Genomic DNA, 21699 nt, shown 5'->3' on the forward strand with positions numbered 1-21699 from the left:
CATCTATATCCGACTGCACCTTTGCCGGTACACGACTTTTCGCCAGACGCGAAAGCTCTATAGAATAAAGCGCTGGCGCATTCAGCGCTAGCGCTTAAAACAACAAATTTCGGGGTTTACGGTGCCAGACGGTCGATTTTCCAGGCATCCGCGTCACGCTGGTACAAAAAACGATCGTGCAGACGGTGCTCGCCGCCCTGCCAGAACTCCATCTGCTCAATGGAGACACGGAAACCACCCCAGAAGCTCGGTAGCGGAACTTCGCCCTGCTGGAATTTCTGTTTCAGTTCCATAAACTTGCTTTCGAGGATACCGCGCGCGGAGATACGACTGGATTGTTTGGATACCCAGGCGCCAATCTGGCTGTCGCGAGGACGGCTATGGAAGTATTTCACCACTTCCAGCGTCGACAGGCGTTCAGCTTTGCCGATAACCATCACCTGGCGCTCCAGCATATGCCACGGGAACAGCAGGCTGATACGCGGATTGTTCTCAAGCTGATGCGCCTTGCGGCTGCCGAGGTTGGTGTAAAAAACCAGCCCTTTCTCGTCGTAGTGCTTCAACAGAACGATACGCTGGTACGGCTGACCATTTTCATCAACCGTGGCAACCACCATCGCCGTAGGATCGGCAAGTCTGGCATCACAGGCCTGGCGTAACCAGCGTTCGAACAGGGGCAAAGGTTCAGCAGGAAGATCGTGGCGACGCAGGCCGCCACGGGTGTACTCACGGCGCAGATGCGCGATTTGTTGCAGATCGTCGTTATCAGACATGGCGTTTAAGAGAGTAGTCAACGGGTGGCGTTATTGTGCGCCGCCCGCCTGAAAATCTCAACGCTTGGGGTTTTGTAACTGGCAGTTATTCAACACGATGTGGTCGCGTTTGTAGACGGTCGCTTCGTTGCCTTTAGACCAGAACACGTAGATCCCGTCGGTATAGCGAGCGCCGGACGCGGAGATCCCTTGCTGAAGATTCAGCTGCTGGTTGTCATAGATAAAGCTCACCTGTTGGCGCTGATTGTTAAGGTGCACGGTCAGCGGTTTTTCTTCACACTGGTATTCCAGCGTGTCGGTCTGCATGCGTTCCATAAACTGATTGTACGCACTGCAGCCAGCGAGCATAAAAGGGAGAGCAACGATAAGTAGTTTTTTCATTGTTTTGGGCCTTTCGACATTCCTGGTCAAGGAGCGATTGTCACACTCCCGTTCAGCTTAAGTCTACCGGCCCAATGTAAAGGAAGATGTCAGTTAACTCTGATTATGCTGGGGATTTGCGGGAAAAATCGCCCCTAGTACGGTTGCTTGCGATGCGCCGGTTACCGAGGGTAGATTTCCCGGAAGCCCTGCTACAGTGCGCCAGGCAAGCCAGGCGAACGCCAGCGCTTCCATGTCGTCGCCGCTAATACCGTATTCGTCTGTCGTGGCCACTTCAGTGCCGGCCAGCAGCCCTGCCAGACGAGCCATAATCAGCGGGTTACGGCTTCCACCACCGCAGACCAATAGTCGCTCACAGCCACCGCTTAACATCACCTGCTCACTGATAGTGACCGCGGTAAGCTCGGTAAGCGTCGCCTGCACATCCTGCGGACGCAAACCCGGATAGCGCGCCAGATACTGCGCTAGCCAGCCATAGTTGAAGTATTCGCGTCCCGTGCTTTTAGGCGCAGGTGCCGCAAAATACGGGTCGCTCAGCATATCCTGCAGCATAGGCAGAATGACTTTCCCTTCGTTGGCCCACTCTGCATCTTTATCGTACGGCTTACCCAGGCTGCGCCAGATCCAGGCGTCCATCAGCATATTGCCAGGGCCCGTATCGAAGCCGCGCACCGGCATGCCCGGCACCAGTAAAGAGAGATTGGCAATACCGCCAATATTGAGGATCATTCGACGTTCATCCGGCCGCGCCAGCAAAGCCTGGTGGAATGCCGGAACCAGCGGAGCACCCTGCCCACCCAGCGCCATGTCGCGTCGGCGAAAATCACCAACCACGCTTACGCCCGTACGTGCAGCGATAATATTGTTGTCGCCTATTTGCATGGTATGCGGCGCTTCGCCCGTCGGTTCATGCCACACCGTTTGCCCATGGCAACCAATCGCAACAATATCGTGTGGCGCAAGACGGTCCTGATTCATTAGCGCCATGACTGCATCAGCAAACAAATTCCCTAACCGATTGTCGAGCTGACCCAGCTGTGAAAGCGTCAATGGCTGCCCCTGACAGATAGCAAGAACCGCCTCTTTAAGCACAACAGGAATGGGCCATGTGAGGCTGGCAAGCTGGGCAACCCTGCTTTCGTCAATCGCCGCCAGAACCACATCTACGCCATCGAGGCTGGTTCCTGACATCACGCCAATATATCGCCCGGATTTCATATGACATCCTTAGTCATCTATGTAAAGTCAACACTCCATCATAAAGTGACACTCAATGCTATTAACTAATAATACTTTTTAACAATATACGACATTCGCCCTTCTCAGTGTGATGAAGTGAGATTTTTCCTTGCGTTTAACGTTGGTTAAGCCATGATGGATTATTCTTTTTATTATTGAATGCGGAATATATGACCGCTCGAATCAAATACCATATAATTGCTTAGTACGGATGCTCTTAAGAGCAATTCTTATTGAACTGGAGATTCAAAAATGATGTTACGCGTATTGGCTGTTTCAATGATTGGTTTATCCCTGGCTGGGTGTGTCAGTAACAGTGGCCTGTCAGGCGATGTTTACTCTGCATCCGAAGCGAAACAGGTCCAGAACGTGACCTACGGTACCATCGTCCACGTACGTCCTGTACAAATTCAGGGCGGCGACGAAAACAACGTGATTGGTGCGATCGGCGGTGCGGTTCTCGGTGGTTTCCTGGGTAACACCGTTGGTGGTGGTACCGGTCGTTCTCTGGCAACCGCAGCGGGTGCCGTTGCCGGTGGCGTAGCTGGTCAGGGCGTCCAGGGTGCGATGAACAAAACCCAGGGCGTTGAACTGGAAATTCGTAAAGATGACGGCAACACGATCATGGTTGTGCAGAAACAGGGTGATACCCGCTTCTCCGCAGGCCAGCGTGTTGTTATGGCGAGCAACGGCAGCCAGGTTACCGTTTCTCCGCGTTAAACCCTACTCTAGGTACGTGGCCGCCTGGCCGCGTACCTTTCACCGCTCCGGTGAGCCTCGCATTATCACCTTCCTCACCAAACTTATTCATAACATGAATACATGGAAATCATTTAGCTTATGTATTGTTTGCGCGCGGACAATATTTCCTGACAGTTTATCTATTATACTTCCAGTATAAAGGGCCGGATGCCCGGCGCATACCACGCGTTGTGTACACAGGATGCATATATGCTGATAAAATTCCCGCTACAGCGATTTTTGATTTATCTGACCATCACCCTGATTGGGACACTTGTCCTGAACCACTTTTCGAACACCATTATTCGCCACGCCCCCGCTATTGCGCCGATATTGTTCCCGACATTAACCATGTTTCTGATGGTCTTCCATACGATGATCGCCGTATTTATGATCATGAAGTATTTGTGTGACAAACGCCGGCTTTACCTCATGCCAATCGCCTGCGCGTTTGCCAGCTCTGCACTGCTGATGCTGGGCACACTGAAGAGCTATCCCGATTGGTTTCTGTGCGGCGGTGTCACTAATACGAATTATAATGACGCGCTTATTTTTTACGTATTTCGCAACATTTTAATGGCAGTGCTTTTTATGAGTTCTGTCATTCTTTATATGTTTAAATTACGAGACATGCATACTCGTAAAATTCACGCTTTCATTCTTGGTGGGATAATTATATTTTGCGTCATTATAATAGAATTTGCCTGGTTATATTCCAGTAACAATCAATTACTGAGCGTCAATTTCATTGACAACTTAACGTTTAAATATACAAACATATGGAAAGATGTCATTAGTTGGATATTAATTGGCATTTGGGTTATTACCTTATTGAGTATTTTGCTGGTCACACAGTTGCGCAATATTTTCTGGTATAGCGGAGCCTTCTTCTGCGCCTGCTATATTTTTACCATGTTTGTGCTAATGACCGGGCAGGATACGGCCAGCTACAGTTGGTATCAGGCTCGGCTGTTTGAGACCATCTCAACGCTGTTCCTGATCTTTGTCCTTTTTTGCGATGTCTTCACGCTCTATCGCCAATCCAATGTGAAGTATCAGAACTCGTACCAAAACTCCATCCGCGATCCATTAACCCGGCTTTACAACCGCAGCTACTTCTACGACTCCTTTACCGCACTGCGGCCTACCATTGCCGATGGGCATCCGGTGTCGGTCATTGTCAGCGATCTGGACTACTTCAAACGCATCAACGACAAATATGGCCACCTGCAGGGTGATAAAGTGATTCAATTCGTGGCAAAAGTCCTTCAGGATTCAGTGCGGCAAAATGACGTTGCCGCCCGTATCGGTGGCGAAGAGTTTGCCCTGCTGCTGGTCAACACCACGCCAGAAGTCGCATACACAATTGCGGAACGTATTCGTATCGCTATCAGCCAGCATGATATTCACAGCAGTAATGCCCAGCTACCGGAGTCCATTACTATCAGCATGGGGGTGTTTACCGCCGTCGATCTTTCGGTGCCGGTTGAAGAGTGCGTAAGACGTGCTGATGAAGCGATGTATCGCGCAAAAGCCGCAGGAAGAAACCGGGTTGTCGTCTGGGAATCAGCCGAATAATTGAAAAACCCGCGAAGTTCGCGGGTTTTTTGAGTATCAATCGCGGGATTGTAGCTCGTTGATATTCTGCTCGAGTTTGCGGATGAGCATGGTCAACATCTCCAGCTCTTCAGCAGAAATCCCTGCCAGGATATCACCGCGCGTGTGGCTAATCACCGCTTCCATCTCCTGGATCAGCGGTTCCGCTTTCTCAGTTAACTTAATACGTTTAGCACGACGGTCGTTCGCACAGGTCTGGCGAGAAATAAGCCCTTTCTCTTCCAGTTGATCGAGCGTACGAACTAAAGATGGCTGCTCAATGCCGATCGCTTTAGCCAGTTGGATTTGCGACTGTTCGGGCGGTAGCTGATGAATATTATGCAGCGTGACCCAGTGAGTCTGCGTGAGTTCCAGAGGTTTGAGGCGATGGTCAATCAGAGCACGCCAAATGCGCACCAACCGTGCCAGATCAGAACCTAATGGCGATTCCAATTTCATCTCCTTATAATTAGCTTGCTAAGTTATTATACTGATTTTAGAATAGTGTGCAGTATTTAAATTAGCAAAACAAATGAATTGCCACGTGCACGCAAACCAGATCCTTGAGTTACACTGTTTCAAATAATGTGATTTTATGTCAAAACACGACACACTATCGAGCCATAACTCTTCAATTGCAAAGGATTTCTGCTTGTGAAGTCGATTTTCCACATCCCCGGAGTCCCGCTACAAGACCTTGTGGTCGGTGCTTCTATTTATTTTCCTCCTGTATTTAAAGCCGTGCTGCTCGGCTTCCTGTTTTGGCTCATTATTCACCGTTTATTGCGCGATTGGATGTATGCCGGTGACATCTGGCATCCGCTGTTAATGGATCTTTCTCTCTTTGCGCTAATGGTCTGTGCTGCGCTGATGGTTCTGGTTTGGTGGTGATGTAATCCAATGAAAAAATTAAAGTATTTCTCTACGCTGCTCATCGCTGCCCTGGCTATCATTGCCTGCTGGCTGGTCTGGAACTACTACATGCAGTCGCCATGGACGCGCGATGGCAAAATTCGTGCTGAACAGGTCGATATTACCCCGCAGGTCTCCGGTAGCATCCTCACGCTTAACGTGAAGGACAACCAGTTTGTCAAAGCGGGTGATGAACTGTTCCAGATAGACCCGACGCCATGGAAAATCGCCGTGATGAACGCCCAGGCGAAGCTCGCTAAAGCCCAGTCCGACCTCTCCCGCGCGAGCCATGAAGTTGAACGCCGCCGTGGGTTATCGCAGAATTTTATCTCTGCCGAAGACCTCGACACCGTCAATATCGCATTGAAAGTCGCACAGGCTAATTTTGATGCGGCAAAAGCAGAACTGGAACACGCGCGCTGGCAGCTTGCGCAAACGACGGTCAAGGCCCCGGTAGACGGTTGGATAACCAATCTGACGACCCGTATTGGCAACTACGCAACGGTCGGGCATCCCGTCTTTGCGCTGATCGATAGCCACTCCTTCTATGTCGTTGGTTATTTTGAAGAGACGAAGCTGCGCCATATTCGTGAAGGAGACCGTGCGGATGTTGTGCTGTACAGCGATGACAGAAAGTTACAGGGTCACGTCTCCAGCATCGGTCGCGCCATCCATGACCAAAGCCTGGCAACGGACGGTAAGCTGGTTGCCGACATCAAGCCTACTATTCCGTGGGTGCGCCTCGCCCAGCGCGTACCGGTTCGTATTGAATTAGACGCGCAGCCTGCGGATACCGTGCTGGTTGCAGGCACCACCTGCACCGTCTCTATCACGGGCGGGAAGCAATGACCCTACCCGCCTTGACATGGAAGTCACTGCCTTGGGTTAAAGCCACCGTACCGCAGTGGCGCTATGCCATGCGTAATGCCATCGCCATGTGCCTGGCGTTAAGCATTGCTTACTGGTTAAATCTGGATGAACCCTACTGGGCAATGACCTCCGCCGCCGTGGTCAGTTTCCCGACCGTCGGTGGCGTTATCAGTAAGAGCCTGGGACGTATTGCCGGCAGTATGCTCGGTGCCTGCGCCGCGCTGCTGATTGCCGGCCACACCCTGACTGACCCCTGGTTATTTCTCTTTGCTATGTCTGGCTGGCTGGCGTTTTGTACCTGGGCATGCGCGATGTATACCAACAACGTCGCCTATGCTTTCCAGCTTGCCGGCTATACCTGCGCCATCATTGCCTTTCCTATTATTAATGTGGTCGACGCCACCAAACTGTGGGAGATAGCGCAGGCGCGCGTATGCGAGGTGATTGTCGGTATTCTGTGCGGTGGCCTGATGATGATGATCCTGCCCAGCACCTCCGACGGCAGCGCCCTGCTGGCGGCGCTCAAAAATATGCATGCGCGATTGCTGGAGCACGCCAGTCTGCTGTGGCAACCGGTCACGACCGACGCTATCCGCACCGCACACCAAAGCGTTATTAGCCAGATCCTGACCATGAACCTGCTGCGTATTCAGGCGTTCTGGAGCCACTACCGCCTGCGTCGGCAAAACACGCTGCTTAACTATTTGCTCCACCAGCAGCTGCGTTTAACCAGCGTTATCTCAAGCCTCCGTCGCCTGATGCTGAACTGGCCGGATGCGCCGCAAACCATTCGCCCGGTGCTGGAAACGCTATTGCAAGCGCTGGCAAAACCCGACTGTGATGCCTACACCGTGGCACGGATTATCGCCCCGCTGGCGCCGAGCGACCCGCAGGACTATCGCCACCACGCGTTCTGGCATCGTTTACGCTATTTCTGTCGTCTCTACCTCACCACCAGCCATTGGCTACAGCGGCTGGAAAACGCCACGGCGGTAACGGAATTTACCGTGCCAGCCGCTCCGGCCTTGATGCGCCACACTGACCACGCCGAAGCGGCATGGAGCGGTATTCGTACTTTCTTTGCGCTGGTCAGCGTCGGTGCGCTAAGCATCAGCACGCAATGGGAATCAGGCGCGGCAGCGTTAACCCTTGCGGCCATCTGCTGCGTCCTCTATTCCAACGTTCCGTCACCGTTCAGCTCGCTGACGCTGCTGATGCGCACGCTTATTCTGCTGTCTATTTTCAGCTTTGGCGTGAAATTTGGCCTGATGGTGCAAATTAGCGACCTCTGGCAGTTCATGCTGTTCCTCTTCCCGCTGCTGCTCACCATGCAATTGCTCAAGCTGCAAATGCCGAAACAGGCGAGGCTCTGGGGTTCGCTTATTGTCTTTATGGGGTCATTTATCGCTGTCACGAATCCGCCGGTCTACAGCTTTGGTGATTTTCTTAACGATAACCTGGCCAAAATCATCGGCGTTGGCCTTGCCTGGCTGGCGTTTGCCGTACTGACGCCAGGGTCAGATGCGCGAAAGAGTCGACGTCATATTCGTGCGTTACGGCGTCACTTTGTTGACCAGTTGAGCCGCCACCCGGAGAACAGCGAACACGATTTTGAATCGCTGGTTTATCATCATGTTAGCCAGCTGAGCGCAAGCCAGGATGAACCCGCCCGCCGCTGGCTGCTACGCTGGGGTGTTGTTCTGCTTAACTGCTCTCATGTCGTGTGGCAGCTACGCGCCTGGGAAGCCCGTTCCGACCCGCTCTCCCAGGTTCGGGATATGTGTATCAGTCTGCTACGCGATGTTATGAGCGAACGCGGGGTTCAGCAACGACCGTTAGCCGCCACCCTTCAGGAACTACAGCGCATTTGCGACACGCTAGCGCACCATCATCAACCGGCAGCACGTGAGCTTGCCTCCATTTTGTGGCGGCTATACTGTTCGCTTTCGCAGTTAGAAACGGCACCGGCTCCCGGTACGCTGACCGAAAAAACGGCCTGAGTGAAAGGATGCAGGCGGGATTTCCGCCTGCATTTAAGACGTTACGGTACGTCGTAACCCAGTGCAGCTTTACGAATACGGAACCACTGCTGGCGAGTCATATCCAGCGACTGCGCGACGATGGCCGAGCGAACTCGCTCGATTTTACCGGAGCCAATCAGCGGCAGCGGTTGGGACGGTAAGCGCATCACCCACGCATAAACCACCTGTTCAATACTTCCCGCATTCAGCTCATTCGCCACCTTCGCCAGTTCATCGCGCAGCGGCTGGAACGCATCGTCATTAAACAGACGACCGCCGCCGAGGCAGGACCAGGCCATCGGGCGAATGCGTAGCTGCTGAAGCTGATCCAGCGTACCGTCCAGAATCGTCGGCTGATGAACCGGTGAGATTTCTACCTGGTTGGTGGCAAGAGTAAACGGCAGACGCGATTGCAGCAGCGTAAACTGCGCAGGGGTAAAGTTAGAGACGCCGAAATGGCGCACTTTGCCGCTCTGATGCAGCACAGAAAACGCTTCTGCCACTTCATCAGCATCCATCAGCGGGTCCGGGCGATGGATCAGCAACAGATCCAGCACATCGGTCGACAAATTGCGCAGTGATTGCTCGGCGCTATGAATAATATGATGGCGATCGGTAATATAATGCCCAAGGGCATGTTCCGGTTTCGCCGTCGTGGCAATACCGCACTTGGTGACAATTTCCATTCTTTCGCGCAGATGCGGCGCCAGCTTCAGCGCTTCACCAAACGCGGCCTCGCACGCATAGCCGCCGTAGATATCAGCGTGGTCAACGGTTGTCACCCCGAGATCCAGATGCTCTTCAATAAAACTCACCAGCTGGCGCGGCGTCATATTCCACTCCATCAAGCGCCAATAGCCCATGACGAAACGTGAAAATTCTGGCCCCTGCGGTGCCAGGGTAATACGTTGAACCATAACGACTTCCTCAACAAAAAATTTGAATTGAGTATACCCAGTTTGGCGCTTAAAACAGTGAGGGCTGCTGAGGTTCTTCAGTATTCGTCGCTTTACCCGCGCGTAATTTACGCAGCAGCCGCTGGCGACAAAGCCGCAGCACCTCCTGTTTTTGCGCATCGCTCATTTTTTGCCAGTTAAAGCGTTCATCGCGGCTACGAAAACAGCCACGGCAGAAACCGCGCTCATCCGACTGACAAATTCCCCGGCACGGACTTTGAACCGGGAAAAACTCCAGTTGCTCCGCCACGTTAGCCCCCTTTTACTTCGCCATACTCTCATTGAAGACGTTTAATCATCGCGACGCAACTTTTCTCCCACATCGTGCGGGCAAACCTTCGTTTTCAAAAATTCATTTGCATTAGACCAATCGGTCTATTACAGTGCCTCCCATGAGCAAATCAATTGAACATGATACCCGTGAACACATTCTGGCTACCGGCGAGCGTCTTTGCATGCACCGGGGGTTTACCGGAATGGGGCTTAGCGAACTCCTGAAAACGGCGGAAGTGCCGAAGGGATCGTTTTATCACTATTTCCGTTCAAAAGAGGCGTTTGGCGTCGCCATGCTGGAACGGCATTTTGCCGATTACCACCAGCGTCTGGTACAGCACTTTACCCAAGGTGCTGGAAACTACCGGGACCGCCTGCTGGACTATTACCAGCATACGCTCACCCAGTTTTGCCAGCAGGGACTTATCAGCGGTTGTCTGACCGTAAAACTCTCTGCGGAAGTGTGCGATCTTTCCGAAGATATGCGCACAGAAATGAATAAAGGTGCCAGCCAGATTATGGTTCTGCTGGCACAAGCGCTGGAAAATGGCCGCCGTGAAGGCTGCCTTAAATTCAGCGGTGAGGCCGAAACCACCGCACAGGTGCTCTACTCGCTGTGGTTAGGGGCCAATCTGCAGGCGAAAATGGCCCGCAGCTCAACGCCGCTTGAAAGCGCGCTGACGCACGTCAGGAATCTGATTGCCGCGCCGGACTGATCCCGGCGTTTTTATTTCGTTAATCACTAGACGACCGGTCTACTCAGGAGTCACTATGTCGCAAGAAAAACTGTTTACCCCACTGAAAGTGGGTGCGGTTACTGCCCCGAACCGCGTATTTATGGCCCCGCTGACGCGTCTGCGCAGCATTGTACCGGGTGACATCCCTACCCCGCTGATGGCCGAATACTATCGCCAACGCGCAAGCTCCGGTTTGATAATCACCGAAGCGACTCAGGTTTCTGCACAGGCAAAAGGCTACCAGGGTGCACCAGGCCTGCACAGCCCTGAGCAAATTGCGGCGTGGCAGAAAATCACCGCAGGCGTTCACGCTGAAGATGGCCGAATCGCCGTTCAACTGTGGCACACCGGGCGTATTTCCCACTCCAGCCTGCAGCCAAACGGTGCAGCACCGGTTGCGCCTTCAGCGCTGAGCGCCAATACTCGTACCTCTCTGCGTGATGAGAACGGTCATGCGATTCGTGTGGATACCTCTATGCCACGCGCGCTGGAAACCGAAGAGATCCCAGGCATCGTTAACGATTTCCGTCAGGCTATCGCCAACGCCCGTGAAGCCGGTTTTGACTTGGTTGAACTGCACTCTGCGCACGGTTACCTGCTGCACCAGTTCCTGTCGCCATCCTCTAACCATCGTACCGACCAGTACGGCGGCAGCGTCGAAAACCGCGCACGCCTGGTGCTGGAAGTGGTTGATGCCGGGATCAAAGAATGGGGAGCCGATCGTATCGGTATCCGCGTATCGCCAATTGGCACCTTCCAGAACGTCGATAACGGTCCAAACGAAGAAGCCGATGCGCTCTACTTAATTGAAGAGCTGGGCAAACGCGGCATTGCTTATCTGCACATGTCCGAGCCAGACTGGGCAGGTGGTCAACCTTACAGCGAAGCGTTCCGCGAAAAAGTCCGCGCGCGTTTCCACGGCCCAATCATCGGTGCTGGCGCCTATACGCCAGAAAAAGCGGAAGCGCTGATTGAGAAAGGGTTAATCGATGCCGTGGCCTTCGGTCGCGACTACATCGCCAACCCGGACCTGGTCGCTCGTCTGCAGCATAAAGCCGAGCTGAACCCGCAGCGCCCGGAAAGCTTCTATGGCGGCGGCGCGGAAGGTTACACCGACTACCCTTCGCTTTAATCCCGCGTTGATTGATAGCGGCGGGCTTCCGCCGCTATACTAGCTAGATTATTCATAAGTAAGGACGAGGGATAACATGCGTTTACTGCATACCATGCTGCGCGTCGGCGACCTGCAACGCTCCGTTGATTTCTACACTAAAGTGCTGGGCATGAAGCTGCTGCGCACCAGTGAAAATACGGAATACAAATACTCACTGGCCTTCGTCGGCTATGGCGAAGAAAGTGACGAAGCGGTAATTGAGCTGACCTACAACTGGGGCGTGGATAAATACGAGCTGGGCACCGCCTACGGCCACATTGCTCTGAGCGTGGATAACGCTGCTGAAGCCTGCGAGCGTATCCGTCGCAATGGCGGCAACGTAACTCGCGAAGCCGGTCCGGTAAAAGGTGGCACCACGGTGATTGCCTTCGTTGAAGATCCGGACGGTTATAAAATCGAACTGATCGAAGAGAAAGATGCCGGCAAAGGCCTTGGCAACTAACTCCTCCACGGGTGCTTAACGCGCCCGTTTTTTTCCCCGCCTTTCCAAGCCGCGGCAAAATTTGCCATAATGCGCGCTACTTTTTCTAAGTGATGAGATTCTGATGTCCGACAATGTGCAACTTAATGGTCTATGCGACCGTTTTCGTGGGTTTTATCCCGTGGTTATCGATGTAGAAACTGCTGGATTCAATGCCAAAACGGATGCCCTGCTCGAAATAGCGGCAATTACGTTGAAAATGGATGAGCAAGGCTGGCTGATGCCGGACAACACGTTACATTTCCACGTTGAACCTTTTGAGGGCGCGAACCTCGAGCCGGAAGCGCTGGCGTTCAATGGTATTGATCCAAACAACCCCCTGCGTGGCGCGGTCAGCGAGTACGATGCGCTGCATGCTATCTTCAAGATGGTCCGCAAGGGTATTAAAGACAGCGACTGCAATCGCGCGATTATGGTGGCGCATAATGCCACTTTCGACCACAGCTTTATGATGGCCGCGGCCGATCGCGCATCGCTCAAGCGAAATCCGTTCCACCCGTTTGTCACCTTCGACACCGCAGCACTTAGCGGGTTGGCACTGGGGCAAACCGTACTGTCAAAAGCCTGTGCCGCCGCGGGCATGGACTTTGACAGCAGTCAGGCGCACTCGGCGCTGTACGACACCGAACAGACCGCGATTCTGTTCTGCGAAATCGTCAACCGCTGGAAGCGCCTCGGCGGCTGGCCGCTGCCGATAGCGAGTGAAGAGTAGCAGCATAAAAAAAGCGACCGATGGTCGCTTTTTTGTTTCCGCATTCGGTGCAGATGGCCGGATAGCGCTTCGCTAATCCGGCCTACACCAACCCGGCAATTATTCTGCCTTCGGCTCTTCAGCGTATTTGGCTGCGGTCTCTTTAATCAGAGGCTGCAGTTCGCCGCGCTGGTACATTTCGATAATGATGTCACAGCCGCCAACCAGCTCACCATCAACCCACAGCTGTGGGAAAGTCGGCCAGTTTGCATACTTTGGCAGCTCAGCGCGGATGTCCGGATTCTGCAGGATGTCGACGTAAGCAAAGCGCTCGCCACAGGCGGACAGCGCCTGAACGGCTTGGGCAGAGAAACCGCAGCTTGGCAGTTTCGGGGAACCTTTCATGTACAGCAGGATTGGGTTTTCAGCGATCTGGCGCTGAATTTTTTCAATTGTCTCGCTCATTGTCTTGCTTCCTCAAACTTCTTTTTACGGCAGTAGTCTGACATTGTAACGTTTCAGACCCTGAACAGAAAATAACATTTTGTTCACGCTTTACTATTTTATCGTCTGACGCGGTAAGTTGCTTTATAAATATGAGTTTATCGGCAGGTGGATGAAAAGCTTGCTCATTATTTGACTCATTATGTATCAAATGATGTTTTTTTTTGCAGTTGCTAACGAAACAACGTTTTATCTATAAAAACACTATTAACATTTCGTGTTTTTATGGATTAGAATCGTTGGGTTTTGTAAACCATACCCAGGCAAGGACATTTAGCCTGCATCTTACTCAGAGGGTTGTTCAGTGGCGCAGATAAAAAAATGGTCGTTCACGCTCTGTGCATTGCTGTTTACATCGTTATCCTTCACGCCGTTGGCGCATGCTACAGGGCATGCCAAAACCCCAACGGCGCAAAAGTCGCTCCCTGTAAAAAGCAGTGAACGCAAGAAAAAGAACGCGGACAATAAATCTAACGCTAAGAAAAAATCGACTCCGGTTGCCGCTAAGAAGAAAACCACGCCAGCCGTCGCGAAGAAAGCGGCCCCAGTTTCCAGCAAATCAAAAACCGCCTCCGCTAAAACCCGCGTGAAAAGCAGCGCAGTGAAAACCGCCAGCGTCACTACGACCTGCAAGGTTCGCAAAGGTCACAAGAAGGTCTGCACCACCAGCCCTGTAGAGTCCAAACCAACTACCATTGCCGCCGCGCACAAAGTTCGCGTTCAGAAAGTACAGAAGACCGCAATGAATAAGCTGATGGGTCAGTTAGGGAAACCATACCGCTGGGGTGGCAACTCTCCGCGTACCGGTTTTGATTGCAGCGGTCTGGTCTATTACGCTTACAAAGATCTGGTCAACATCCGTATTCCACGCACTGCTAATGAAATGTATCACTTGCGCGATGCGCGTCCGGTTGAACGTGGTGAGCTGGAAAGTGGCGATCTGGTCTTCTTCCGCACTCAGGGCCGCGGCACCGCCGATCATGTAGGCGTGTATGTCGGTAACGGCAAATTTATTCAGTCCCCGCGTACCGGCCAGGACATCCAGATAACCTCGCTGAGCGAAGATTATTGGGTACGTCACTACGTCGGCGCACGCCGTGTTGTTACCCCTAAGACAATTCGTTAATCACTTACCCCGTTTGTTAATAAACGGGGTAAGCTTATCTTTTATCTCACCTTTTAATTTGCTACTCTATCCCTACTCAGTACATGGTTATTGAGTGTACAAATATAATAAGGAGAGAAGCAATGTCGTTCGAATTACCTGCATTACCGTATGCCAAAGACGCTCTGGTTCCACACATTTCCGTGGAAACGCTCGAGTATCACTATGGCAAACACCACCAGACCTATGTCACTAACCTGAACAACCTGATCAAAGGCACCGCGTTTGAAGGTAAAACGCTGGAAGAGATCGTGCGTTCATCTGAAGGCGGCGTGTTCAACAACGCTGCACAGGTCTGGAACCACACCTTCTACTGGAACTGCCTGGCACCAAACGCCGGTGGCGAACCAACCGGTGCAGTCGCTGAAGCCATTACCAAATCCTTCGGCAGCTTCGCTGAATTCAAAGCGCAGTTCACCGATGCCGCGGTTAAAAACTTCGGCGCTGGCTGGACCTGGCTTGTGAAGAAAGCTGACGGCTCCCTGGCTATCGTCTCTACGTCTAACGCAGCGACTCCGCTGACCACCGACGCGACGCCGCTGCTGACCGTTGACGTGTGGGAACACGCTTACTACATCGATTACCGCAACGCGCGTCCAAACTATCTGGAGCACTTCTGGGCTCTGGTTAACTGGGAATTCGTTGCTAAGAATCTGGCAGCCTAAGCAAAAATAACCCGGCATCGCAACGCTTCGCCGGGTTATCTCGTATCACGCAGAAGGGAGACCTTCTGCGTTTTTGTTTTTACTGACGAGCCAGGGCTTCTTCACCACGCGAACGTCCGCTCAGAAAAACCACCAACAGGGCCAGGGCTGCCACTATTGCCCCCATGACCGGTACAAAGCTATATCCCAGACCACCGGAAATAACCGCCCCACCCGCAACCGCACCCAGTGCGTTCCCCAGGTTGAACGCCCCGATATTCACCGAGGAAGAAAGGCCCGGCGCTTCGTGAGCCACGCGCATCACGCGCATTTGCAACGGTGGCACCACCGCGAAGGTTGCCGCACCCCAGACCACCATACTGAACGCCGCGCCAACCTGCGTTTGCGCAAGGAAAGGTATGGCCAGCATTATGACCATCAGCAGCCCCAGGAAGCCTTTCAGCGTCCCGCTCACCGAGCGGTCTGCAAATTTACCGCCGAGGAAGTTACCGATAGAAAAGCCCACGCCAATCAGCACCAGCATCAGGGTAATAAAGCCCGGGGTCGCGTGAGTGATGGTACGCAGCACCGGCGAAATATAGGTATAGAGTGTAAACATCGCGCCCGCGCCCAGCACGGTGGTTAACAGGGCTGAAAGCACCTGTGGACGCACCAGCACCGACAGTTCACGCTTCACGTCCGGTCTTTCGCCTGCCCCGCCCTTCGGCAGCGAGAACCACAGCCCCAGAATCGCGATAACGCCAAGCCCGGCGGTGGCCAGGAACGACATACGCCAGCCGATGGTTTCACCCAGCCACGTCGCGGCAGGTACACCACCGATATTCGCGATAGTCAGCCCCATAAACATAGTGGCTACTGCGCTCGCCTGTTTGTGCTTCGGCACGACGCTCGCCGCCACCACCGAACCCAGGCCAAAGAACGCGCCGTGATTAAGGCTGGTAATAATGCGCGACAACAGCAGCGTGGTGTAATCCGGCGCGATGGCAGAAAGCACGTTGCCGAGAGTAAAAATCGCCATTAAGAAAATCAGCGCATTTCGGCGAGCGCGATGCGAAAGCAGCAGCGTCATCAACGGCGCACCGACCATGACGCCGACCGCATAGGCACTGATCAGCATCCCGGCGGCAGGAATGGAAACGTCCACCCCTTTGGCGATGACCGGCAGAAGCCCCATCGGCGAGAACTCGGTGGTGCCGATACCAAAGGCACCGACGGCTAACGCCAGTAAGGGGAAGTTAATTTTCATGCTCAAGCTCCGAGTGGCCGCACAACAGACGCGGCATAAGGACATAATGCAAAAGCATGACATTAATCACAGAAAAACAGAAGTGTACAAAACTGCAAAAGATTATTGCGAATTCGGTAACAATCAGACAGGAGGGAGCGGACGCTCCCCCGCAGAGGAATTAATGCAGAACGGCAGTCAACGCGGCAGCGACGATCAGCGCCAGCGTAATAACGGTGGTAGAGAGCGACAGCTTAAGTTCGGTACTCATCAATTTTTTCTCCTTTTTATTTCCACAGCAAAACTGAGCTAACTCATTTTTGCACAGTATTGCGCAAAAATCTTCACAGTTTTAGCAGGATGTTGTTTTTTGCTCTTCCACTTTGCGCCAGGATAAGTCAGAATTCGACGCTTATTTATAAGCGTACCGGCCATTGACCCCCTCCTGTCGTCCTGTATCGTTTTCCCGGCGAATCGCAATCCATAAAATTGCGTCAGGGTGTGTGAAGGCAAACGTTTTCCTTTCGATTTTATCAGGGGCAGGCCAGGGTCTGGAGTGAAATGGAATGGCAACTATTAAAGATGTAGCGAAGCGCGCAAACGTTTCCACTACAACCGTATCACATGTAATTAACAAGACGCGTTTTGTTGCTGAAGAGACGCGTGAAGCCGTCTGGGCGGCAATCAAAGAGCTGCACTACTCGCCAAGCGCCGTTGCCCGTAGCCTCAAGGTTAACCATACCAAATCGATTGGTTTACTGGCGACCAGCAGCGAAGCGGCCTACTTTGCCGAAATTATCGAAGCCGTTGAGAAAAACTGCTTTGAGAAAGGCTATACCCTGATTCTGGGTAACGCCTGGAACAACCTGGAAAAGCAGCGCGCCTACCTGTCAATGATGGCGCAAAAGCGCGTCGATGGCCTGCTGGTCATGTGCTCTGAGTACCCAGAGTCGCTGCTGTCGATGCTGGAAGAGTACCGTCACATCCCGATGGTCGTCATGGACTGGGGCGAAGCCAAAGCAGACTTTACCGACTCCGTTATTGATAACGCATTTGAAGGTGGTTACACCGCGGGCCGTTACCTGATTGAGCGCGGACACCGCGATATTGGCGTGATCCCAGGCCCTCTGGAGCGTAACACCGGCGCAGGCCGTCTTGCGGGCTTTATGAAAGCCATGGAAGAAGCGCAAATTAACGTGCCAGCCAACTGGATTGTGCAGGGTGACTTTGAGCCAGAGTCAGGTTATCGCGCCATGCAACAAATTCTGTCACAGCATCCGCGCCCTACCGCTATCTTCTGCGGCGGGGACATTATGGCGATGGGTGCCCTGTGTGCGGCAGATGAGATGGGGCTGCGCGTGCCGCAGGATATTTCGCTCATCGGCTATGATAACGTGCGCAACTCACGTTTCTTCACCCCAGCGCTGACCACCATTCATCAGCCGAAAGATTCACTCGGCGAAACGGCCTTCAATATGCTGATGGATCGCATCGTCAGCAAACGCGAGACGTCTCAATCGATTGAGGTGCATCCGCGCCTTATCGAACGTCGTTCCGTGGCCGACGGTCCGTTCCGCGACTATCGCCGCTAAGCATGACCCGCGGACACCCTACTCGGGTGTCCGCAGCCACTCTTCATTTAACGTTTCGCTATCCCCCAGATACTCCAGCAACCAGTTAAGCGCCGGCGACGCTTCGCTTTGCTGCCACGTCAGACAACAGGCGGCATCCGGGAACGGGTTCTCAAGCTGTAACACGACCCACTCTCCGCTTTCCAGCCACGGCTGCGCCTGATGTCCTGGCACCATCGCCGCACAAAGCCCCGCCGAGATACAGGTTTCCGCTGAGGCCCAATCCGGCACGACCACGCGTTTTTGGTTATCGAGCAGCCAGGTCGTTCGCTTCGGCAGAGATCGCGACGTATCTTCACGCACCAGCGACGGCCAGTTGCGCAACACGTCGTCGCTCAGTGGACCGTCCATTCGAGCCAACGGATGCGTACTGGCGACCACGCAATGCCAGTTGAGCATCCCCATATCACGGAAAGCGAAACGGCCACCGACCGGAATCGCCTGGGTTGCGCCAATCGCCAGTTCCACACGACCGTCCGCCAGCGCATCCCAGACGCCGTTGAATACCTCCTGGTAAACAATCAGTTCCACATCGCTGAAATGACGATAGAAATCGACGATCAGCTGGCGAGTTCGCTGGGGCTTCACGATATTATCGACCGCAATCGCCAGCTGCCCTCGCCAACCGTTAGCAATTTGCTGGCACTGCTGACGGGTGATCTGCATTTTTTTGATAACAGAACGTCCCTCTTTCAAAAACCATGCCCCCGCTGGGGTCAGTTCTACGTCGCGATGACGACGTTCGAACAGCGGCACGGCTAGCCACTCCTCTAGCTGGCGTACCGTGTAGCTCACCGCAGAAGGCACACGGTGCAGTTCCTGCGCCGCGGCGCTAAAGCTGCCGTTGCGCGCCACCGCATCAACGACTTCCAGAGAATATTCAGACCACATTTTTTGCCTTCAAATATTTTGAATCCATGGCGCAAATATTAGCGTTTCACAAGCCGTTATGCACTCTCTACACTCAGCGGCATTGTTTACTCATGATAAAAAGGGCGAAGTTTATGCAACCTGGGAAAGGATTTTTAGTCTGGCTCGCGGGATTGAGCGTATTAGGCTTTCTGGCCACCGATATGTATCTCCCCGCTTTTGCCGCCATTCAGGAAGACCTGCAAACGCCGGCTTCCGCCGTCAGTGCGAGCCTCAGCCTGTTTCTGGCAGGCTTTGCCGTCGCGCAGCTTTTGTGGGGACCGCTGTCAGATCGCTATGGTCGCAAGCCTATTTTGCTGACTGGGTTAACCATTTTTGCTATTGGCTGCATTGGTATGCTGTGGGTGCGCGATGGCACCACGCTGCTGGTGCTGCGCTTTGTACAGGCCGTTGGCGTCTGTGCGGCTGCGGTGACCTGGCAGGCCATGGTCACCGATTACTATCCGGCCCAGCGTACTAACCGTATTTTCGCCACCATCATGCCGCTGGTTGGGCTATCACCGGCGCTCGCCCCGCTGCTGGGTAGCTGGCTGCTGGCACACTTTGACTGGCAGGCTATTTTCGCCACGCTGTTTATTATTACGCTGCTCCTGATGCTGCCGGCATTCCGCCTGAAACCGGCGCACAAAAAGCACGCCGCGAGCGAAGAGAAGCTCACCTTTATGCGTCTGTTACGCAGCAAAGACTATCGTGGCAACGTACTTATCTACGCCGCTTGTTCGGCAAGCTTCTTCGCGTGGCTTACCGGTTCGCCGTTTATTCTGCATGAGATGGGCTACAGCCCAACGGTGATAGGCCTAAGCTATGTACCGCAAACCATCGCCTTCCTGATTGGCGGCTACGGCTGTCGCGCGGCCTTGCAGAAATGGCGTGGCGCACAAATGCTGCCATGGCTTTTGGTTATCTACGCGCTGAGCGTGGTGGGCACCTGGGCAGTAGGTCTGGCTGAGAATGCGTCGCTGACTGCCCTGCTGATTCCATTCTGCGTAATGGCTATTGCGAACGGTGCTATTTATCCGATCGTCGTCGCTCAGGCTCTGAAGCCTTTCCCACAGGCTACGGGGCGCGCCGCAGCGCTGCAGAACACCCTGCAATTAGGACTGTGCTTCCTCGCAAGCCTGGCGGTCTCTACGCTGATTGCGACGCCGCTGTTGACCACTACCAGCGTAATGTTGGTCACCGTGCTGCTTGCTGGCGTCGGTTACAAAATTCAGCTGGCCGCGCGCCGCGCTGAACGCGATATGGAACACGCCACTTCCCACGCCTAAACATCACCGATATCAATATCTCAGGAAATGATTAGGGCGCTAAGATTTTTAGTTGAATCAACAAACTTAGCGTCCTATACTGGATCCGCATCACATAAATAATATAGATTTAACTTATTAAGCGGGAGCAGGATAGCTTCCCGTTGGACCATGGATAGGCTTTCGGCAAGGGATACTTCCCTTCCTCTGTGCTACGTCGGATAGCAGGCTCACGAATTTCGTGAGATTTCTCACAAACCCATAAAAAGCGTCTACGCTGTTTTAAGGTTCTGATCATCAGGTCGGGATGGAGAAGCTATGAGCTCATCGTGTATAGAAGAAGTAAATGTACCGGATGACGACTGGTATCGTATCGTTAGCGAGCTGCTAAGCCGAGCAGGCATTGAGATTAACGGCAATGCTTCCTGCGATATTCAAGTCAAAAATCCGCGTTTGTTTAAACGTGTTTTACAAGAAGGTTCGCTGGGTCTTGGCGAAAGTTATATGGACGGTTGGTGGGAATGCGATCGTCTGGATATCTTTTTCGACAAGGTACTGCGCGCCGGATTAGAAACGCAACTCCCTCACAATATTAAAGATACGCTTCGCATTGCCGCCGCGCGTCTTTTTAACCTACAAAGCCGTAAGCGTGCCTGGCAGGTCGGTAAAGAACACTACGACCTCGGCAACGATCTCTTTAGCCGCATGCTCGACCCGTTTATGCAGTATTCCTGTGGCTACTGGAAAGATGCGCAGACGCTGGAAGCAGCTCAAGAAGCCAAACTGGACCTTATCTGCCAGAAATTACAGCTCCAACCCGGCATGAAAGTACTGGATATCGGCTGCGGCTGGGGCGGTCTGGCCGAATTTATGGCCAAAAATTACGGCGTGAGCGTTAAGGGCGTGACCATTTCAGCGGAGCAGCAAAAAATGGCGCAGGCGCGCTGTGAAGGGCTGGATGTCGAAATACTGCTGCAGGATTACCGCGACCTTAACGATCAGTTTGACCGCATTGTTTCCGTCGGGATGTTCGAGCACGTTGGTCCGAAAAACTATGACACCTATTTTTCCGTCGTCGACAGAAACCTGAAGCCCGACGGACTGTTCTTACTGCACACTATCGGCTCGAAAAAAACGGACAATAATGTCGATCCCTGGATCAATAAATACATCTTTCCGAATGGCTGTTTACCCTCAGTACGCCAGATTGCGCACGCCAGCGAACCTCACTTTGTGATGGAAGACTGGCACAACTTTGGCGCTGACTACGATACGACGTTGATGGCATGGCATGAACGCTTCCTCGAATGCTGGCCGGAAATCGCGGACAACTATTCTGAACGATTCAAACGCATGTTTAGCTACTATCTCAACGCCTGCGCGGGTGCGTTCCGTGCACGAGATATTCAGCTATGGCAGGTGATGTTCTCACGCGGCGTAGAGAGCGGTTTGCGCGTCGCCCGATAAATAAAAAGCCCGGAGCACAC

At 53.2% G+C, this 21699-nt stretch carries 24 protein-coding genes; 14 read left to right on the forward strand and 10 right to left on the reverse strand.

Annotation, left to right across the window (positions count from 1 at the left end; all coding sequences use genetic code 11):
- Window positions 1–116: 116 nt before the first annotated feature.
- The 3 genes from pdxH to anmK form a co-directional block, all read right to left on the reverse strand.
- On the reverse strand, window positions 117–773 hold the full coding sequence (gene pdxH, locus MY052_RS12405) for a pyridoxamine 5'-phosphate oxidase (protein ID WP_035897054.1): 657 nt from the start codon (window positions 771–773) through the stop codon (window positions 117–119).
- Window positions 774–830: 57 nt separating this feature from the next.
- Window positions 831–1154: a C-type lysozyme inhibitor gene (mliC, locus tag MY052_RS12410; protein ID WP_035897056.1), complete on the reverse strand. Its 324-nt coding sequence runs from the start codon at window positions 1152–1154 to the stop codon at window positions 831–833.
- Between the two features lie 93 nt (window positions 1155–1247).
- Window positions 1248–2372 (reverse strand): anhydro-N-acetylmuramic acid kinase, encoded by a 1125-nt coding sequence (gene anmK, locus MY052_RS12415; protein ID WP_248537078.1) that lies wholly within the window; start codon window positions 2370–2372, stop codon window positions 1248–1250.
- 273 nt (window positions 2373–2645) lie between these two features.
- Between anmK and slyB the strand changes: the two genes are divergently transcribed.
- Complete coding sequence (slyB, locus tag MY052_RS12420; protein ID WP_035896287.1) at window positions 2646–3113, forward strand: outer membrane lipoprotein SlyB; 468 nt, start codon at window positions 2646–2648, stop codon at window positions 3111–3113.
- A 231-nt stretch (window positions 3114–3344) separates the two neighbouring features.
- The gene (locus MY052_RS12425) at window positions 3345–4712 is read left to right on the forward strand and encodes a sensor domain-containing diguanylate cyclase (RefSeq protein ID WP_202215786.1); all 1368 of its coding nucleotides are present in this window, start codon (window positions 3345–3347) and stop codon (window positions 4710–4712) included.
- A gap of 36 nt (window positions 4713–4748) precedes the next feature.
- Here MY052_RS12425 and slyA read toward each other — a convergent pair whose 3' ends face one another.
- Window positions 4749–5189, reverse strand: coding sequence for a transcriptional regulator SlyA (slyA, locus tag MY052_RS12430; RefSeq protein WP_035896289.1), 441 nt, complete (start codon window positions 5187–5189; stop codon window positions 4749–4751).
- A 195-nt stretch (window positions 5190–5384) separates the two neighbouring features.
- On the opposite strand from slyA, the gene MY052_RS12435 reads away from it, so the two are divergent.
- Genes MY052_RS12435 through MY052_RS12445 form a run of 3 tightly spaced genes read left to right on the forward strand, consistent with a single transcriptional unit; the run spans window position 5385 to window position 8512 of the window.
- Window positions 5385–5621: a DUF1656 domain-containing protein gene (locus MY052_RS12435; protein WP_035896290.1), complete on the forward strand. Its 237-nt coding sequence runs from the start codon at window positions 5385–5387 to the stop codon at window positions 5619–5621.
- 9 nt (window positions 5622–5630) lie between these two features.
- Window positions 5631–6491, forward strand: a complete 861-nt coding sequence (locus MY052_RS12440; protein ID WP_202215787.1) for an efflux RND transporter periplasmic adaptor subunit — start codon at window positions 5631–5633, stop codon at window positions 6489–6491.
- Window positions 6488–8512 carry an FUSC family protein gene (locus tag MY052_RS12445; RefSeq protein WP_248537079.1) on the forward strand — a complete coding sequence of 675 codons (2025 nt, stop codon included), beginning with the start codon at window positions 6488–6490 and terminating at the stop codon, window positions 8510–8512. The genes MY052_RS12440 and MY052_RS12445 overlap by 4 nt, the downstream gene beginning before the upstream one ends.
- Window positions 8513–8553: 41 nt before the next feature.
- Here the strand turns inward: MY052_RS12445 and MY052_RS12450 are convergent, their stop codons facing one another.
- Together MY052_RS12450 and MY052_RS12455 are read right to left on the reverse strand one after the other, a co-directional pair.
- Window positions 8554–9450: an aldo/keto reductase gene (locus MY052_RS12450; RefSeq protein ID WP_035896293.1), complete on the reverse strand. Its 897-nt coding sequence runs from the start codon at window positions 9448–9450 to the stop codon at window positions 8554–8556.
- A 49-nt stretch (window positions 9451–9499) separates the two neighbouring features.
- On the reverse strand, window positions 9500–9739 hold the full coding sequence (locus MY052_RS12455) for a DUF1289 domain-containing protein (RefSeq protein ID WP_123650426.1): 240 nt from the start codon (window positions 9737–9739) through the stop codon (window positions 9500–9502).
- 142 nt (window positions 9740–9881) lie between these two features.
- Between MY052_RS12455 and MY052_RS12460 the strand changes: the two genes are divergently transcribed.
- From MY052_RS12460 to rnt, 4 genes are all read left to right on the forward strand, one after another.
- On the forward strand, window positions 9882–10478 hold the full coding sequence (locus tag MY052_RS12460; RefSeq protein WP_035896295.1) for a TetR/AcrR family transcriptional regulator: 597 nt from the start codon (window positions 9882–9884) through the stop codon (window positions 10476–10478).
- A gap of 55 nt (window positions 10479–10533) precedes the next feature.
- Window positions 10534–11631, forward strand: coding sequence for an alkene reductase (gene nemA, locus MY052_RS12465; RefSeq protein WP_248537080.1), 1098 nt, complete (start codon window positions 10534–10536; stop codon window positions 11629–11631).
- A gap of 76 nt (window positions 11632–11707) precedes the next feature.
- Entirely contained in the window at window positions 11708–12115 is a 408-nt protein-coding gene (gene gloA, locus MY052_RS12470; RefSeq protein ID WP_248537081.1) for a lactoylglutathione lyase, read from the forward strand.
- Window positions 12116–12218: 103 nt separating this feature from the next.
- Complete coding sequence (gene rnt / locus MY052_RS12475) at window positions 12219–12866, forward strand: ribonuclease T (protein ID WP_035896298.1); 648 nt, start codon at window positions 12219–12221, stop codon at window positions 12864–12866.
- A 99-nt stretch (window positions 12867–12965) separates the two neighbouring features.
- Here the strand turns inward: rnt and MY052_RS12480 are convergent, their stop codons facing one another.
- On the reverse strand, window positions 12966–13310 hold the full coding sequence (locus MY052_RS12480; RefSeq protein WP_035896299.1) for a Grx4 family monothiol glutaredoxin: 345 nt from the start codon (window positions 13308–13310) through the stop codon (window positions 12966–12968).
- Window positions 13311–13653: 343 nt separating this feature from the next.
- Between MY052_RS12480 and MY052_RS12485 the strand changes: the two genes are divergently transcribed.
- Both MY052_RS12485 and sodB read left to right on the forward strand, forming a co-directional pair.
- On the forward strand, window positions 13654–14475 hold the full coding sequence (locus MY052_RS12485; RefSeq protein ID WP_035896300.1) for a C40 family peptidase: 822 nt from the start codon (window positions 13654–13656) through the stop codon (window positions 14473–14475).
- A gap of 122 nt (window positions 14476–14597) precedes the next feature.
- Window positions 14598–15179 carry a superoxide dismutase [Fe] gene (sodB, locus tag MY052_RS12490; RefSeq protein WP_035896301.1) on the forward strand — a complete coding sequence of 194 codons (582 nt, stop codon included), beginning with the start codon at window positions 14598–14600 and terminating at the stop codon, window positions 15177–15179.
- A gap of 79 nt (window positions 15180–15258) precedes the next feature.
- Here sodB and MY052_RS12495 read toward each other — a convergent pair whose 3' ends face one another.
- Window positions 15259–16425 carry an MFS transporter gene (locus tag MY052_RS12495; protein WP_123650428.1) on the reverse strand — a complete coding sequence of 389 codons (1167 nt, stop codon included), beginning with the start codon at window positions 16423–16425 and terminating at the stop codon, window positions 15259–15261.
- 160 nt (window positions 16426–16585) lie between these two features.
- Entirely contained in the window at window positions 16586–16675 is a 90-nt protein-coding gene (gene cydH, locus MY052_RS12500) for a cytochrome bd-I oxidase subunit CydH (RefSeq protein ID WP_115074450.1), read from the reverse strand.
- A 295-nt stretch (window positions 16676–16970) separates the two neighbouring features.
- On the opposite strand from cydH, the gene purR reads away from it, so the two are divergent.
- Complete coding sequence (gene purR, locus MY052_RS12505; RefSeq protein WP_035896304.1) at window positions 16971–17996, forward strand: HTH-type transcriptional repressor PurR; 1026 nt, start codon at window positions 16971–16973, stop codon at window positions 17994–17996.
- Window positions 17997–18014: 18 nt separating this feature from the next.
- On the opposite strand, the gene punR is transcribed toward purR, so the two are convergent.
- On the reverse strand, window positions 18015–18926 hold the full coding sequence (gene punR, locus MY052_RS12510) for a DNA-binding transcriptional activator PunR (RefSeq protein WP_123650429.1): 912 nt from the start codon (window positions 18924–18926) through the stop codon (window positions 18015–18017).
- A gap of 113 nt (window positions 18927–19039) precedes the next feature.
- On the opposite strand from punR, the gene punC reads away from it, so the two are divergent.
- Window positions 19040–20233 (forward strand): purine nucleoside transporter PunC, encoded by a 1194-nt coding sequence (punC, locus tag MY052_RS12515; RefSeq protein ID WP_248537082.1) that lies wholly within the window; start codon window positions 19040–19042, stop codon window positions 20231–20233.
- A 297-nt stretch (window positions 20234–20530) separates the two neighbouring features.
- On the forward strand, window positions 20531–21679 hold the full coding sequence (gene cfa, locus MY052_RS12520) for a cyclopropane fatty acyl phospholipid synthase (protein WP_202215793.1): 1149 nt from the start codon (window positions 20531–20533) through the stop codon (window positions 21677–21679).
- Window positions 21680–21699: the final 20 nt, after the last annotated feature.

Origin of the sequence: Kluyvera ascorbata (assembly GCF_023195735.1) — a bacterium.
Lineage (GTDB): Bacteria > Pseudomonadota > Gammaproteobacteria > Enterobacterales > Enterobacteriaceae > Kluyvera > Kluyvera ascorbata.